The organism is Agrobacterium sp. DE0009 (assembly GCF_007680755.1).
GTDB lineage: Bacteria > Pseudomonadota > Alphaproteobacteria > Rhizobiales > Rhizobiaceae > Agrobacterium > Agrobacterium tumefaciens_B.
Genome location: NZ_VEIU01000001.1, coordinates 1,375,669 through 1,391,119, shown reverse-complemented (window position 1 = coordinate 1,391,119; position 15,451 = coordinate 1,375,669). Strand labels below are relative to the sequence as shown.

The following is a 15,451-nucleotide window of genomic DNA, read 5'->3' as shown; positions in this document are numbered from 1 at the left end:
ACGATGAAAACGTCATTCATTTCATCGCTGGCAATGCAGAACAGCATGCGCAGCACCATCCTCAAGGCTCAGGTTGAGATGACCGGTCTCAACACCGAGCTGACGACGGGCAAGCATGCCGATCTCGGCCTGACGCTGGGCGCAAATACGGCCCGCAGCCTCGATCTCAACCGTGATGTCGACCGCATTTCCTCGCTGGTCAGCGTCAACTCGATTGCGACGCAGCGCCTCAAATCCTCGCAGACCGCGCTGGATGGCATGGCGAAAGCTGCGCAGGAGATCCAGAAGGTTCTCGTCCCCAATACGAGCAGTGAAGCGCCGACGCTGACGACGGTTGCCCAGACGATCTCGAATGCCTTCAACAACTTCACCAGCTTCGCCAATACGGCTGTCAACGGTGAATATCTGTTTTCCGGCATCAATACGGATGTGAAGCCGGTTGACGACTATTTTGCACCCGGCTCTCCGCTGAAGGCAGCCTATGAAACGGAACTGAATGCCTATATGGCGGCGCAGACGCCACCGGTCGGCGATTTTGCCAGCCTGTCGAAAGCGCAGGTCGAAGGCTTCATGACGCATATCGAAGGCGTCTTCAAAGGCACGACGACGGTCACAAACCCGCCGCACACCAGCCTGACGGCCGGCCAGAACTATGATTTCTGGACGACATTCGGCTCGAAGGCGAGCGACACCAACATGACAAGCCGTATCAGCCAGAACGAGATCGTCGAAACATCCACCAACAGCAATTCGCAGGGCATGCGCTATTTCGCACTGACCGCAATGACGTCGATGACTTTCCTCGATCCGAAAGTCGACAGCGGTATCCGCGAAATGGTCGCGATGAAGTCGGTGACGAATATCGGCTCGGCCATCAACGGTCTGAACCAGCAGCAGAGCCAGCTCGGCCTTTCCGAAAGCCGTGTCTCGAAAGCCAATGAATCGCTGGAGGCGCAGAAGAAGATCATCGAAACGCATCTCTTGGATATCGAGGGGATCGATACCTACGAGGCGAAGACCCGTCTCGATCTGCTGCAGCAGCAACTTGAAATCGCATACAGCCTCACGTCGCGTCTGCAAAAAATGAGTCTGGTGAACTACCTCTGATGAACAGGGGTGGCGGCAGATAAAGGATACATGAATGTACCAGTTTTCCTACGCCGAAATCATGGAGGATGGTGTCGCCAACGCAAAAGATCGCGAGCGGCAGGCGTTGACCAAATCGATCGAACTTCTGGTGGAGGCGAGGGACTCCTCCTCCCAGCGACCGACGATCGAAGCACTTTTTTACACTCGACGGGTCTGGATCCGCTTCATTGAGGATCTTAAGCAGCCGGACAATCAGCTTGCAATCGAACTCAGAGCCAATCTGATCTCCATCGCGATCTGGATTTTGAAAGAGTGCGAACTGATCCGGAAACGTCAGTCGACGAATTTCCAGGGCATAATTGACGTGACAACCATCATCAGGGATGGACTGAAATGAAAAGTACACTTCGGATTTCGCTGAAATCGGGCGAAAAGATCTTCATCAACGGCGCAGTTCTGCGCGTCGATCGCAAGGTCGCGCTTGAATTCCTGAACGATGTCACGTTTCTGCTCGAAAACCACGTGCTTCAGCCCGAGCAGGCGACCACGCCGCTTCGGCAGCTTTATTTCATCGCGCAGATGATCCTCATCAACCCGGAAGGGCGCGACCAATCCACCAATATGTTCCGCAAGTCGGTCAGCATGCTGCTGAACTGCTTCCAGCATGACGAGGTTCTGGCGGAACTGAAGCGGATCGACGGGCTTGTGGCATCCGGCAAGGCTTTCGAAGCGCTCAAAGCCATTCGCGGTCTCTACCCGATCGAGGAGAAAATCCTCAACAATCAGGAAATGACCCCGGCAACCATCGAACAGATTCGCAAGGAGATCGCACCATGGCGGTAGATGCAGTCAATGCGGCAGCGGCAAACCCCTGGGCGAATGCCGGTGCCAGCAGCAGCGATAAGAATGCGGCCTCGCTGAACTATGACAGCTTCCTGAAGCTCCTCATCGCACAGATGAAGAACCAGGACCCGACCAGCCCAATGGATGCGGGCCAGCAGATGTCGCAGCTCGCAAGCTTCTCGCAGGTCGAGCAGACGATCAAGACCAACACGCATCTGAAGAGCATGCTGCAGGCGGAAGCCCTGACGCGCGCCTCCGACCTGGTTGGCAAGACCGTCAAGAGCGCTGACGACAATGTTACCGGCGTGGTCAAGGAAGTGCAGGTCTATTCCGATGGTATCGTCGCGGTCACCGAAGCCGGTGATAAAGTGCTGGTGCAGGCCGGCGTGGTCTTCTCCAACGGCCCGATCACGACTAAATCTACAGGGACAACCACCGATTCGAACAATTCGGCCGGTTCCTGATATCGAGGCGGCATGATGCCGCTTCCATGAAACAAGGATGCGACGATGAACGAGGCCGATGCGCTTGATATCATGCAGGCGGCAGTCTGGACGGTTCTCGTCGCGGCCGGTCCGGCGGTTCTCGCCGCCATGATCGTCGGCGTCGTCATTGCCTTTATTCAGGCCCTGACCCAGGTTCAGGAAATGACGCTGACCTTCGTTCCCAAGATCGTCACGATCATGCTTGTGCTGGGCGTCGCGGCCCCGTTCGTGGGTGCGCAAATATCGCTGTTCTCCAATCTCGTCTTTTCGCGCATCCAGTCCGGCTTCTGATGCCCGGCCGCCGTGGCTGCCACCTTCGCGCAAGCTTCAGCGGCTAGGGATAGGCCTGAAGCATCGGGCCGAACGGCGTTCGCTTTTCGAAAACCGGTGCCGCGGAACCGTGCGGCGGCTTTTCCGTCGCCCTTCTCATGAAGAGACAGGACGAATTCATGGCGCAACCACCAGTCATATCCCTGCCCAAGGTCAGTCCGAGCACGCGCGACATCGGATTCGCGCTGGGCATTGTGGCGATCCTCTGCGTCCTCTTCCTTCCCATTCCGGTCATGCTGGTGGACATCGGCCTCGCCTTCTCCATCGCGCTCTCGGTTCTGATCCTGATGGTCGCGCTCTGGATTCAACGGCCGCTGGATTTCTCGTCTTTTCCGACCGTGTTGCTGATCGCGACGATGATACGTCTGTCGCTGAATATTGCGACGACGCGCGTCATCCTGTCCCACGGCAATGAGGGCCCAACGGCGGCCGGCGGCGTGATTGCGGGCTTCTCGAGCCTTGTCATGTCCGGCGATTTCGTGATCGGTTTGATCGTCTTCCTGATCCTGATCACCGTCAACTTCATCGTCATCACCAAGGGTGCGACGCGTATCGCGGAAGTCGGCGCGCGCTTCACCCTCGACGCCATCCCCGGCAAGCAGATGTCGATCGACGCGGATTTGTCGGCCGGCATCATCGACGAAAAGGAAGCCCAGCGCCGCCGTCGTGAACTGGAAGAGGAAAGCTCCTTCTTCGGCTCGATGGACGGTGCCTCCAAATTCGTTCGTGGCGATGCCATCGCCGGTCTTATCATCACCGCCATTAACGTCTTCGGCGGTATCATCATCGGGTATTTCCGCCACGGCATGCCGATTGGCGAAGCGGCTGACGTTTTCGTCAAGCTCTCGGTCGGTGACGGTATCGTCTCGCAAATTCCGGCCCTGATCGTCTCGCTGGCAGCCGGCCTCCTTGTCTCCCGCGGTGGTACGGCTGGATCGACCGACCAGGCCGTCGTCAACCAGCTGAGCGGTTATCCGCGCGCCCTGATGGTCTCGGCCATGCTGATGGGACTGCTGGCCATCATTCCGGGCCTGCCGTTCCTGCCCTTCATCTTCCTCGGCGGCATCATGGCTTTCGGCAGCTGGTATATTCCGCGCCAGGCGGAAGCCGAAAGTGCGCTTCGCCGGCAGGAAGAGGAGAACAAGGTTCTCCAGAACACCGAGGCGGAGAAAGATTCCGTCAAACAGGTGCTGAAGACCGCCGAGATCGAACTGGCGCTCGGCAAGCAGGTGTCGACGCGCCTCCTCGGTGCCCATCAGGAACTGGCATTCCGCGTCGGCAAGATGCGCAAGAAATTCGCGAGCCAGTATGGCTTCGTCGTACCGGAGATCAAGGTGTCCGACGACATCATGATCCAGGAAAAAGCCTACCAGATCCGTGTCCACGGCACGACCATCGCTTCCAGCAACCTGCGTGTCGGCGATGTTCTCGTGGTGACGGGGGCAGGGCGCAAGCCAAGCATTCCAGGCGACGAAATTCGCGAACCCGCCTTCGGCATGCCGGCCGTCTCGATCCTCGAAACCTTCACCGAAGATCTGAAGCGCGAAGGCTTCCATCCGATCGACAACGTCTCCGTGGTGCTGACGCATCTGAGCGAAGTCATCCGCAACAATCTGCCGCAGCTTCTGTCCTACAAGGACGTCAAAATCCTCATCGACAGGCTGGATCCCGAATACAAGAAGCTGGCCGACGAAATCTGCTCCTCGCACATGTCCTATTCCGGCCTGCAGGCGGTGCTGAAACTGCTGCTTGCCGAGCGGGTGTCGATCCGCAACCTGCACCTCATCCTTGAAGCCGTCGCCGAACTTGCGCCGCATGTGCGCAAGACGGAGCAGATCGTCGAACATGTGCGGGTGCGCATGTCGCAGCAGCTCTGTGGCGACCTCGCCGACAACGGCGTGCTGCGGGTGCTGCGACTCGGCAACAAGTGGGACATGGTCTTCCATCAGGCGCTGAAGCGCGATCAGAAGGGTGAAATCGTCGAGTTCGACATCGATCCCCGCCATCTCGAGGAGTTTTCCGAGGAAGCGTCGAAAGTTATCCGTGAATTCATGGATCGCGGCCTGCCCTTTGTCCTTGTAACCTCGCCGGAAACGCGGTCCTATGTGCGCATGATTATCGAGCGACTCTTTGCGACCCTGCCGGTCCTCTCCCATGTGGAACTGGCCAAGGGTCTCGAGATCAAGATTCTGGGCGCCATTTCATGATAACCGACCCGCAGGGAACAATCATTGCATTGTTCCTTGCCATCTGCCGTATCGGCGCATGCTTCATGACCATGCCGGGTTTTTCAAGCTCGCGCATTTCGCCGCAGATACGCATGCTGCTCTGTGTGGCCGTGTCCATGGCGCTGTTGCCGGTGCTGTGGGACACGATTTACCCCAAAATCTCCGGTGCGAGCCAGGGCACCGTTGTCGGGCTTATAGCGACGGAAATCCTCATCGGTGCGATGTACGGCCTGATCGCGCGCTTCTACACCCTCGGTTTCCAGTTCACGGGGGCGCTCATCGGCGCCTCAATCGGTCTCAGCGCACCCGGCGGTTCCGATCCCATTGAAGATGCGCAGGAAAACCAGATCGCCAACTTCATCACCTTCGGCGGCCTGCTCATTCTCTTCATGATGGACTTCCATCACATCGTCCTTAAGGCGCTGGTGGATTCGTACAATGTTACCCCTGTCGGTGCGCTTATCAGCGGCCAGAAGATGCTGATCACGCTGACCGACACGCTGAGGGCTTCATTTTCCATCATGCTGCGGCTTGCGAGCCCGTTTGTGATCTACGGTTTGATGTTCAACGTTGCCGTCGGCCTCATCAACAAGCTCGCGCCGCAAATCCCGGTCTTTTTCATATCGACGCCCTTCATTCTCGCGGGCGGCATGTTCATGCTCTACCTTTCGGTCGCAGCTCTCATCCGGCAATTCGTGGATGGGTTCGGTCCCGTCTTCATCGGTTTCTGATCGGGGGAAACGCCATGGCTTCTGACAAACGCTCGGACAAGCTCAAACGTCTGGTGACGGTCCAGCGCCACATGGAAAAAATGGCCGAGGTCGAACTGGCCGACACCACGCGGGCACGCACCGAAGTGGCGCAATCCATGGAAAGCACGCTGGAAGCGATGAATTCCCTGGAGCCGGTGCACCAGACGTTTTCCCGGCATTATCAGGGTCGCTACGGCCGTCTCGTCGTGCAGGACCGGCAGCTTGAAGGCGTCCAGCATTTTCAGGAAAACAAGGTTCTGAAGGAAAAGACCAAGGCCGACAGGCTTGAGGACAGAATGCACGTCGCCCGCGATCTCGAAGACCGCGAAGCAGACGATAATGCGATTTACGATTTGTTAGAAATTACGAATGTTGCCCGTTCAACACCAGCCTCCAGCAAGGTTGGCGATTCATAGTCTCCCCGTTGTTGCATCGCGGCGTTCTTGAACACACTGCCCGCGATGTTTCTTGATTGAGTGAACGCGCCGTTTTGCGTCGGCTCGTTCATCGGCTCGGGAGTTCGGGACGTGGCGATATCGGTTATAAGCGATCTGGTGATGGATGTGGTTCGCGCGGCGGACCCTCTGGAAGTACAGGTCGCCCAAGAAAAATTGAAGGCGAACAAGGCGGCGTTTGCCGCGACCAGCCTCGCCGATTCCGGCAAGGGTTTTGGTGCCGCCGTCGATATGCTGGATGGCGCCTCCTCTAAGGCTGGCCTCGGCAATACCAATATTCGTTCCGCGCGCACCGAAATTCCCGAAACATATCGCAAATATGAGGCTTCGGTTCTCCAAACCTTCGTCGCCAACATGCTGCCGAAAGACAGCGAAGAGGTTTACGGCAAGGGTAACGCCGGCGAAATCTGGAAGAGCATGATGGCCGAACAGTTTGCCGACACGATTTCCAGAAATGGCGGTGTCGGCATTGCGGAGCAGGCATACAAGGATGCGCTTCGGAAGGCTGAAAGCAAAGGCATCACCGACGTATCGATGAATGAAAAAGACCATAATGCTGCAATTCGGATGGTGGCGGAGTTCGAGCGGCAGGTCCTCGGCGTTTCAAATGACAAAACGGACGAGGCTTGAGAATGATAACCCCAAACGAGGAGACAAGCATGGACCTTATGTCGAACGACCACCGTATCCAATCCGTTCTCGGCCGCCTTGAGATGATCATCGACAACGAGAATGAAAATATCGGTAAGGACCCCAGGTTCGATTTTAAGGTCTCCAATGCCCATAAAAGCCGTTGCCTCTATGAGCTGACGATGCTGGTTCGTGACACGCCGCACGAGGAAATCGCTGCCGGCTACATGGAGCAGGTGAAGGGCATCAAGTCCAAGCTTGCGACCAATGCGAGCCGCGTCGAAGCACATCTCAACGCGGTCCGCGCGGTCGCGGATCTGCTCAAGAACGCGATCCAGGAAGCCGACACGGACGGCACCTACTCGCAGGAACAGTTCATGTACGGTGCCGCCTCCTGATGTTGAAGCTTCTTCTCACCGGCGTCTGGGTTTGCGCCGTCACGCTCGGCGCGGTGTATTTCTCCGTCCAGTTGGCGTCGGCGCCCGCGCCGGATGAGGCGGAGGCGAAAAAGGCCAATCTGCAGTTGGTGAAAGGCGAAAGCATCACCATTCCCGTCATCAATGATGGCGGGGTGAACGGCTATTTTCTGAGCCGGATTTCGCTGCGCGTCGACAAGGCCAAGATGGCCAAGATTGAGCTGCCGGCAACGCAGCTGATGACCGACGAGCTTTTCACGCTGCTGGCCGGTTCTTCCATGGTCAATATCGGCAACATCTCGACGTTCGACCCCGAGGCCTTCAAGCAGCGCATCCGTGAGGGGTTAAACAAGAAGCTTGATGACGAGGTGGTCGAAGACGTGCTGATCGAGCAGCTCGACTATCTGTCGAAAGCCGACATCCGCGAGCAGAACGGCAACGGCACGCCACGCTCGGTCAAGCTCGTCGAAGGCGAAAAAGCAGAAGCCGCAAAAGAAGCTGCTCCGAGCCATTGAGGGCGACGGCGTGATGGCCGTCCGCCTTTCGATGCGGCAAAAAAGGCATTCGTCCGGTTAACGGTCTCTTGCGGCAGCCCACGATATTCGAGCGATTGCTTTCAGGCTAAATTCAAGCCGAGCCTCTATAACGAACCCATCAGCCACCGACCCGCAGGCCATCCGGCCGCGTCGGCGGGGATGGGTCTGAAATTGGGGGTAGCAATGAGTTTCGCGTCGGATTTCGCGCAACCGGTATCGCAGCGGACTGTTCACGGCTTGCGGGTCTGTGACCTCGACTGGAATGGCGCTCTGGAGCTGGTCAGCAGCAGGGCGTCGGCCGCAAACGGCCATACGATGCTTTCCTTTCTGACAATCGATAAGGCGAAGCTTTCGCTGAAAAACAGTGCGTATCGGCAGGTTCTGGAAAGCTGCATGCTTCTGCCGCAAGGCAAGGCAACAAGGGCTGCTGCGCGTCGCGACGAGGGTGAGCCTCTGTCCGCCCCCATCGACGGCGTCGCCTTCACCATGGCGTTGTTGACCTACATGGCGGTGCCGAAGCGCATCGGTGTTGCAGGCGACGATGGGGCGCAGGTCGGTGAGGTTCTCGCGAGGTTGCGCGCCCACGCGCCCTGGCACGATTTCGTCATGCTGAACCGGGATGCGACGGGTGTTAAGGTGGATGTGTTGCTGGCGGGAATGCTGAAGGAAGAACAGGAAACATGGCTGCACCGCACCGTCAGCCACGAGGATGCGCGGCTGACGATCGCCGTTGGCCCGCTGTTCAAGGTCCTGATCTCTGAGGTCGCCGGCATGCCGGAGATTTTCCGCAAGCTCCACATGAGCTGGCTTTACAGCCTCTGCGCCGAGCCCTGGCACATCGCGCTTGGTAAGGGCTGAATGCTGAAGGGCCGCCCGCGTTAACCATTTGTTTGCCACGATCCTTTAACCTCTCGTAAGGTTTTGACAGTCGCCCGTTGCGGGCGGCGCCGAGGGTGGCAGACGAGTTCAGATGGTTGATGACAATCCGGACATGATGGCGATTCGCCCTGACGAGGATGCTGTCGCCGCGCCGTCTTCTGAGTGGCGCAGACATTGTCGCCGGCTCCTGACGGCCGGTTGTGTGGCAGCAGCAACAATGGCTGGCGCTGCCCTTCCACTTTTCCTCGTCGATTCCGGTTTTCGCGGTTATGTCTCGCAGGCTCGCATCGAGGTAACGCAGACCGCCTATGATGCTCCCGACGCCTCACGTTTTCTGGCAATGGCACGCCGCACCCTGCTTTCGCCCTCCGGGCTTGAGCGCGTCACCGCCGATCTGAAGCTGACGCCAGCCGATATGGTCGGCGTTCGCAATCAGGGCGAGCTCGGCCTGCTTTTCGACCTTTTGACCGGCGGTCAGGGCCGGGTGGTGTCTCCGCGGGAGGCATTGAACGGCGCCGTGGGCGAGGCCATCCGCCTGGAGCTCACCCCGGATGAAAACACGCTCGTCGTGACCGCCAAGGCCGCCACGCCTGAGACCGCCATGCGGCTGACGGATTATCTCTCCATGCGCGTGATGGCGGATGGCAAAGCCGGCACCATGACGCCCGCCATGCGGATAATGGAAAACGCACGTAAAAAACTGGATGAGGCGGAAGCTGCCGTCAACGGTTTTCAGATGCGCCATGGCGATGCGGTGCTGACGGAAGTGCAGCAACTCGAGCAGCAGTTGCGTGACGTGAATGAGGGGCTGGCGCGGTCCGGTCGCGAGCAGCAGCTGGTCAAGGCCGATCTCACGGCAGCTGCCGCTCTGAAGCCGAATGATGTGTTTTCCAAACCCTTACCCGCCGGTGCGGCTTTTTCTGCACTTGAGGATATCAGGCAAAAGCACGCGAGCGCCAGCATGGCGCTTGCCACCGTTTCTGTCGACTATGGTCCGAAACATCCCCGCCGCATCGCCGCCCAGAACGCGGTGGATGCCGTGCAGGCGCTTGCGGCTCCAGCATTGCGGCAAGTGCTCGACGGGCTGCGGGCGGACGAGAAGCGCATCAGCCAGGAGATCGCCACAGATACCGCCGGGCAGAAGACATATCTTGATCGTCTGAATGCGCTGGGTGTCGCGCCCGGTGAATTCTCCAGGTTGCAGAATGAACTGGAAGCGGCGCGCAATACCTATCTGGAAGCAAGCGAACGCCGGGACCTGACGGCTTCCGCAACGCCCGCCATCGAAACGCGCCTGACGACAAAAGCTGGTCCGGGAGAATTGTCCCGGGACCTCACGCAGGCTGCGATGCTTGCGGGGGGCGGGGCCTTGATCGGCCTGCTGGGCAGCCTTTATCTCCTCAGCTATCGACGCCATGACGAAGAAGACGATGTTCTTCCGACTGCCGAAACCGGTGAGCAGCCAGTTTCCTTCGTTGCCGCGCCGCAATTTTCCGATTTCGAGCCGATCGAGCCCGCCGTATTCGACGACCTGCAGCCTCTTCCCGCAGAAGCGGATGCGAACGCTGACGAGGAAAGTTTTGCCGAGTATTACGGCGAGGCCGCAAACGACGCGGACGATATGCCGCTGGACGAACGCGTGCGTCAGGTACTGATGGGCAACCGAACCGTCAGAACGGCGGATCCCGCATCACCAGGGTTGCCGCCGCTTCTGGCAGAAGCCCTCTCCGGGGACTTCGATCATGCTCAGGCCGAAGCCGAGGAGCTGATGGAATTGCGACGGGAATTGGCGTTCCTGAAGGAGTGCCTTACCGATTACGCCGACCGCCGTGAAGGCTACCGCAAAACAGCCTGAAAACGCCGCATTTTAGCTTGCATTCCTGCGACGGGGGCACCATACGGAGCCTACGTAACCCAGCAGGAGCAGGACGCATGGCAGTTGTGATTGACGGGAAGGCGAAGGCGGCTTCGGTAACGGAGGCGGTCCGCAAATCGGCAGAAGCGCTTGAGACGGACATGGGCGTGAAGCCCGGTCTCGCGGTTGTCATCGTCGGGAATGATCCGGCAAGCCATGCCTACGTGAACTCCAAGAGCAAGATGGCCAAGCAATGCGGTTTCAACTCCATCCAGCACACGCTGCCGGAAGAAACGACGCAAGGTGAGCTACTTAAGCTGGTCGGCGAACTGAACGCCGATACTTCCATCCACGGCATTCTCGTGCAGCTGCCGCTGCCGAAACATTTCAATTCGGATGAGATCATCCAGTCGATCCTGCCGGAGAAAGACGTCGATGGTCTCAGCGTCTTGAATGCCGGCAAGCTCGCGACCGGCGATCTCGCCACCGGCCTCATCTCTTGCACGCCGGCTGGCGCCATGCTTCTGGTGCGCGGCATTCATGGCGACGATCTTTCCGGTCTCAACGCCGTTGTCATCGGCCGCTCCAACCTGTTCGGCAAGCCGATGGGCCAGCTGCTTCTGAATGCCAACGCCACCGTGACCATGGCGCATTCACGCACCAAGGACCTCGCCAGCATCTGCAAGACGGCGGATATTCTGGTCGCCGCTGTCGGACGTGCGGCAATGGTGAAGGGAGACTGGGTGAAACCGGGCGCGACCGTCATCGATGTCGGCATCAACCGCATACCGGCCCCGGAAAAGGGCGAAGGCAAATCCAAGCTCGTGGGCGATGTCGCCTTTGACGAGGCGAGCGCCGTCGCCGCCGCGATCACGCCTGTCCCCGGCGGTGTCGGTCCGATGACGATTGCCATGTTGATGGCGAATACGGTTATCGCTGCCTATCGCGCGCTGGGTCTGACCGCGCCAAAGTTTTAAGCCTGTCGCGTTCAATCGAACGATACGGCACAGGAATTTTTGTGCGCTGCCACTCACTTCCGTCATTCCGGCCTTGAGCCGGAATGCAGCCGACGCGCGTCTGCGCGGCAAGGCGACTCTTTTCAGCCCAAGGACTAGGGCTGGCTGGATACCGGCTCAAGACCGGTATGACGGCCGGGGGGATGGAGGCCAGACTTTACGTTCTCGGAGCCGGTCCCGTCGAGGCGCGCACCACAAGTTCCGCCTTCCAGAGTTCCTGATGTGGGTCTTTGTGGTCGTTCTTGATGTGATTGATCAAACGCTGACCCACACGCACCCCCGCTGCCCTCAGCGACGAGCGCGTGGTGGTCAGCGGAACGGAAAAATTATCGGGCTTGAGAAGCGGCAGCACGTCGTCGTGAGCGATGAGCGAAATATCCTTGCCTGGTTTCAGGCCCCGTTGATTGAGCGAGCGAATCGCGCCGAGCGCCAGCGCGGTACTGGCGCAGAGAATGGCGGTCGGCTTTTGCGGGCGTGACAGCAATGCCTCCATGCCGAGAAACCCTTCTTCATCCGTCATGCTGCTATGACGCGTGTTGGCGGGATCGAGCGAAAGACCATTGGCTGCCAGCGCCTTTTCCACGCCGAGACAGCGCCTGAAGGTGAAGTCATAACCCTCGGGGCCATTCAGCAGCCCGATCCGCTGGTGACCAAGCTGTAGCAGAAGCTGCGTCGCATCGCGAAAGGCGCCCTCGTTGTCAACGTCGAGATAGGGATATGTCTCCTCAACGCCAACCGAACGACCGTGCACGAGGAAGGGCAGGGAGAGCGACTGCATCATGGCGATGCGCGGGTCGTTATTCTTCATGTAGGCGAGATAGATGCCATCGACACTGCCGCTGGCGGCAAGCCCTCGAAGGGCGTCCCGCTCTTTTTCGGGTTCTGTCGGCATGATGACCAGATGGAAGCCGCTGCGCGATGCCTCTTCACCCAGCCCGCTCAGAAACTCGCCGAAATGCACGTCTGAACGGTGATATTCGCCGATCGGCATGACAAGGCCGATGGAGCCCACCTTGCCCGTTGCCAGCCGCTGCGCTGCCGCATTCGGCCGGTAGCCGGTCTTTTCGGCTGCCTCCATGACGCGGCGCCGGGTCTCCGCACTCACCTCAGGGTAGCCATTGAGCGCGCGGCTGATGGTCGTCTGCGAAATACCCAGCAGTTGCGACAACTGTTTAAGGTTCATGTCTGCGAATTCCTCCATGCGCGCTCAGGGAATCAGCCAAAAGCCACTCCTCACATTCCCAAAGCGCTTTAGATTTTTAACAGCCCCTTCCGCTTTTCTCAATCGAAAATGACGTCAATCTCTCTGAATTAATATGACTATTGATAAGGATATGCGCGGTTTCTACGCAAACTCCCTCTTGACTCCGTCTCGGCGACAATGAGATGAATAGGTAGCCAAAGCGCTTTGATTGGAAGAGCTGCGCTTTGAGCCTTTTATGTGATGGGAGGTAAATCACATGCGGAAGACTCTATTGGCGACGGCTGCTTCGATCGTGCTGCTGTCGGGTTCGGCCTTTTCTGCCGATCTGAAATTCGCGCCGGGCCAGGACACCAAATTCAACTGGAAAAGCTATGAGGACTTCAAGACGGCCCATGCCGACCTGAAGGGCCAGACATTGACGATTTTCGGACCCTGGCGCGGTGAGGACGAGGCCCTTTTCCAGACCGTGCTTGCCTATTTCGCCGATGCGACGGGCGTTAACGTTCGATACTCCTCGTCGGAAAACTACGAGCAGCAGATCGTCATCGATACGCAGGCTGGTTCGCCACCCAATATCGCCATTCTCCCGCAACCGGGTCTGCTGGCCGATCTGGCTGCCAAAGGCTTCCTCGTGCCGCTCGGCGACGACACGGCCAAATGGGTCGAGGAGAATTATGGCGCGGGCAAATCCTGGGTCGATCTCGGCAGCTACAAGGGCAAGGACGGCAACAAGGCCTATTTCGCGTTCCCCTTCAAGGCGGATGTGAAGTCGCTCGTCTGGTACGTGCCTGAGAATTTCGAAGAAGCGGGCTATAAAGTGCCCGAAAGCATGGAAGACCTGTTCAAGCTGACCGACCAGATCGTCGCCGATGGCGGCACGCCCTGGTGCATTGGCCTCGGTTCCGGCGGCGCGACCGGCTGGCCGGCCACCGACTGGGTGGAAGACCTGATGTTGCGCACGCAGCCACTCGACGTCTACCAGAAATGGACGACGAATGAGGTGAAGTTCACCGATCCGGCGGTTGTGGCGGCGATCAATGAATTCGGCAAGATTGCCAAGAACGAAAAATATGTGAGCGGTGGCGTTGCAGCCGTTGCCTCCACGGATTTCCGTGACAGCCCCAAGGGCCTCTTCGACATTCCGCCGAAGTGCTATCTGCACCATCAGGCGTCCTTCGTTCCCTCCTTCTTCCCGGCGGGTACCAAGGTGGGGACGGACGTTGATTTCTTCTACATGCCGACCTACGCCTCCAAGCCTGAGCTCGGCAAGCCGGTTCTGGGCGCGGGCACGCTTGTCACCATCACCAAGGAATCGCCCGCCGCAAAGGCGTTCGTCAACTTCCTGCAGACACCGATCGCCCATGAGGTCTGGATGGCACAGTCCAGCTTTCTCACCCCGTACAAGGGCGTGAATGTCGAAACCTATGCCAATGAGCAGATGAAGCGCCAGGGTGAAATCCTGACCACGGCGACGACCTTCGGTTTTGACGGGTCCGACCTGATGCCGGGCAAGATCGGCGCCGGTGCATTCTGGACCGGCATGATCGATTTCGTCGGCGGCAAATCCGCCGATCAGGTCGCGGCCGATATCCAGAAGGCCTGGGACGGCCTGAAATAACACCTGACGAGACGAGGCCCGGTGGTTCGCCGCCGGGCTTCTTCCGCATGAGCGGCCGACTGGATAAGCAGCGCGGCGCGGAGAGGATCAAGGGAGGGACCATGGCTCAACAACTCGTGTCTGCCATCGGCGTCATGGTGGCTGGCGTTTTCGCCTGTGCCGCCTATTACTGGTTATCGGACAAGGCGCTCCAGGTGATCTTCCCGGTGCGCTCGGGAGACGTCATTCATGCATCCCGAAATCTGAACCGCCGCGCCGCCGTCCGCCCCTGGCTGTTTATCGGCCCGGCGCTGATCCTGCTTCTCGTCTATCTGGTCTATCCCGTCATCGCCACGCTGATCCTGTCGTTTTACGACCGGTCCGGCAATGAGTTCGTCGGCCTCGCCAATTATCGCTGGGCATTCTTCGATGCCGGATTCCGCCAGTCGATCTTCAACAATATCCTCTGGCTGGCCGTCGTGCCGGCTGCTTGTACCTTCTTCGGCCTTGTGATCGCCGTCATGACCGACCGCATCTGGTGGGGCAACATCGCCAAATCCATCGTCTTCATGCCGATGGCGATCTCCTTCGTCGGCGCCTCCGTCATCTGGAAGTTCATCTATGAATATCGGGCAGAGGGCCAGGTGCAGATCGGTCTTCTCAATGCTGTCGTCGAGTTTTTCGGCGGTAATCCGCAGGTGTGGATTTCCATGCCCTTCTGGAACAATTTCTTCCTGATGATCATCCTCATCTGGATCCAGACCGGTTTTGCCATGGTCATCCTGTCCGCAGCGCTGCGCGGCATACCGGAAGAAACCATCGAGGCGGCCGTCATCGATGGTGCCAATGGCTGGCAAATCTTCTGGAAGATCATGGTTCCGCAGATCTGGGGCACCATCGCCGTCGTCTGGACGACGATCACCATTCTCGTGCTCAAGGTCTTCGATATCGTGCTGACCATGACCAACGGCCAATGGAACACCATGGTTCTCGCGAACCTCATGTTCGACTGGATGTTTCGAGGCGGCGGCGATAGCGGCAGAAGCGCTGTCATCGCGCTGGTGATCATGGCCGCCGTCACACCGATCATGATCTGGAACATCCGCCAGGCAAATCGTGAGATGGAGGGCCGCTGA

17 protein-coding genes are annotated in these 15,451 nt (G+C 58.7%); 16 read left to right on the top strand and 1 reads right to left on the bottom strand.

Annotation, left to right across the window (positions count from 1 at the left end):
* Window positions 1–3: 3 nt before the first annotated feature.
* The 14 genes from FS804_RS07040 to folD all read left to right on the top strand — a co-directional run bounded on the left by FS804_RS07040 (window position 4) and on the right by folD (window position 11,475).
* Window positions 4–1,107, top strand: a complete 1,104-nt coding sequence (locus tag FS804_RS07040; RefSeq protein ID WP_144575840.1) for a flagellar hook-associated family protein — start codon at window positions 4–6, stop codon at window positions 1,105–1,107.
* A 34-nt stretch (window positions 1,108–1,141) separates the two neighbouring features.
* The gene (flaF, locus tag FS804_RS07035) at window positions 1,142–1,486 is read left to right on the top strand and encodes a flagellar biosynthesis regulator FlaF (RefSeq protein WP_063949721.1); all 345 of its coding nucleotides are present in this window, start codon (window positions 1,142–1,144) and stop codon (window positions 1,484–1,486) included.
* Complete coding sequence (gene flbT, locus FS804_RS07030) at window positions 1,483–1,932, top strand: flagellar biosynthesis repressor FlbT (protein WP_063949722.1); 450 nt, start codon at window positions 1,483–1,485, stop codon at window positions 1,930–1,932. The genes flaF and flbT overlap by 4 nt, the downstream gene beginning before the upstream one ends.
* Window positions 1,923–2,396: a flagellar hook assembly protein FlgD gene (flgD, locus tag FS804_RS07025; RefSeq protein ID WP_144575838.1), complete on the top strand. Its 474-nt coding sequence runs from the start codon at window positions 1,923–1,925 to the stop codon at window positions 2,394–2,396. Before flbT ends, flgD begins: the two co-directional genes overlap by 10 nt.
* 45 nt (window positions 2,397–2,441) lie before the next feature.
* Window positions 2,442–2,708: a flagellar biosynthesis protein FliQ gene (gene fliQ / locus FS804_RS07020; RefSeq protein WP_003503352.1), complete on the top strand. Its 267-nt coding sequence runs from the start codon at window positions 2,442–2,444 to the stop codon at window positions 2,706–2,708.
* Between the two features lie 158 nt (window positions 2,709–2,866).
* Complete coding sequence (gene flhA, locus FS804_RS07015) at window positions 2,867–4,954, top strand: flagellar biosynthesis protein FlhA (RefSeq protein ID WP_063949724.1); 2,088 nt, start codon at window positions 2,867–2,869, stop codon at window positions 4,952–4,954.
* Window positions 4,951–5,706: a flagellar biosynthetic protein FliR gene (gene fliR, locus FS804_RS07010; RefSeq protein WP_063949725.1), complete on the top strand. Its 756-nt coding sequence runs from the start codon at window positions 4,951–4,953 to the stop codon at window positions 5,704–5,706. Before flhA ends, fliR begins: the two co-directional genes overlap by 4 nt.
* A gap of 14 nt (window positions 5,707–5,720) precedes the next feature.
* Window positions 5,721–6,143 (top strand): hypothetical protein, encoded by a 423-nt coding sequence (locus FS804_RS07005; RefSeq protein WP_063949726.1) that lies wholly within the window; start codon window positions 5,721–5,723, stop codon window positions 6,141–6,143.
* Window positions 6,144–6,254: 111 nt separating this feature from the next.
* Window positions 6,255–6,812 carry a rod-binding protein gene (locus tag FS804_RS07000; RefSeq protein ID WP_063949827.1) on the top strand — a complete coding sequence of 186 codons (558 nt, stop codon included), beginning with the start codon at window positions 6,255–6,257 and terminating at the stop codon, window positions 6,810–6,812.
* A gap of 29 nt (window positions 6,813–6,841) precedes the next feature.
* The gene (locus tag FS804_RS06995; protein WP_063949727.1) at window positions 6,842–7,210 is read left to right on the top strand and encodes a hypothetical protein; all 369 of its coding nucleotides are present in this window, start codon (window positions 6,842–6,844) and stop codon (window positions 7,208–7,210) included.
* A complete protein-coding gene (locus FS804_RS06990) occupies window positions 7,210–7,743 on the top strand; it encodes a hypothetical protein (protein ID WP_144575836.1) in 534 nt (177 codons plus the stop codon). Before FS804_RS06995 ends, FS804_RS06990 begins: the two co-directional genes overlap by 1 nt.
* 204 nt (window positions 7,744–7,947) lie before the next feature.
* The gene (locus FS804_RS06985) at window positions 7,948–8,622 is read left to right on the top strand and encodes a WecB/TagA/CpsF family glycosyltransferase (protein WP_063949729.1); all 675 of its coding nucleotides are present in this window, start codon (window positions 7,948–7,950) and stop codon (window positions 8,620–8,622) included.
* 112 nt (window positions 8,623–8,734) lie between these two features.
* Window positions 8,735–10,498, top strand: a complete 1,764-nt coding sequence (locus FS804_RS06980; protein WP_144575834.1) for a GumC family protein — start codon at window positions 8,735–8,737, stop codon at window positions 10,496–10,498.
* Between the two features lie 77 nt (window positions 10,499–10,575).
* Window positions 10,576–11,475, top strand: a complete 900-nt coding sequence (gene folD / locus FS804_RS06975; protein ID WP_144575832.1) for a bifunctional methylenetetrahydrofolate dehydrogenase/methenyltetrahydrofolate cyclohydrolase FolD — start codon at window positions 10,576–10,578, stop codon at window positions 11,473–11,475.
* Between the two features lie 196 nt (window positions 11,476–11,671).
* Here folD and FS804_RS06970 read toward each other — a convergent pair whose 3' ends face one another.
* Window positions 11,672–12,697 carry a LacI family DNA-binding transcriptional regulator gene (locus FS804_RS06970; RefSeq protein WP_144575830.1) on the bottom strand — a complete coding sequence of 342 codons (1,026 nt, stop codon included), beginning with the start codon at window positions 12,695–12,697 and terminating at the stop codon, window positions 11,672–11,674.
* A 277-nt stretch (window positions 12,698–12,974) separates the two neighbouring features.
* On the opposite strand from FS804_RS06970, the gene FS804_RS06965 reads away from it, so the two are divergent.
* On the top strand, window positions 12,975–14,336 hold the full coding sequence (locus FS804_RS06965; protein WP_144575829.1) for an ABC transporter substrate-binding protein: 1,362 nt from the start codon (window positions 12,975–12,977) through the stop codon (window positions 14,334–14,336).
* Between the two features lie 101 nt (window positions 14,337–14,437).
* Entirely contained in the window at window positions 14,438–15,451 is a 1,014-nt protein-coding gene (locus FS804_RS06960) for a carbohydrate ABC transporter permease (RefSeq protein WP_186376689.1), read from the top strand.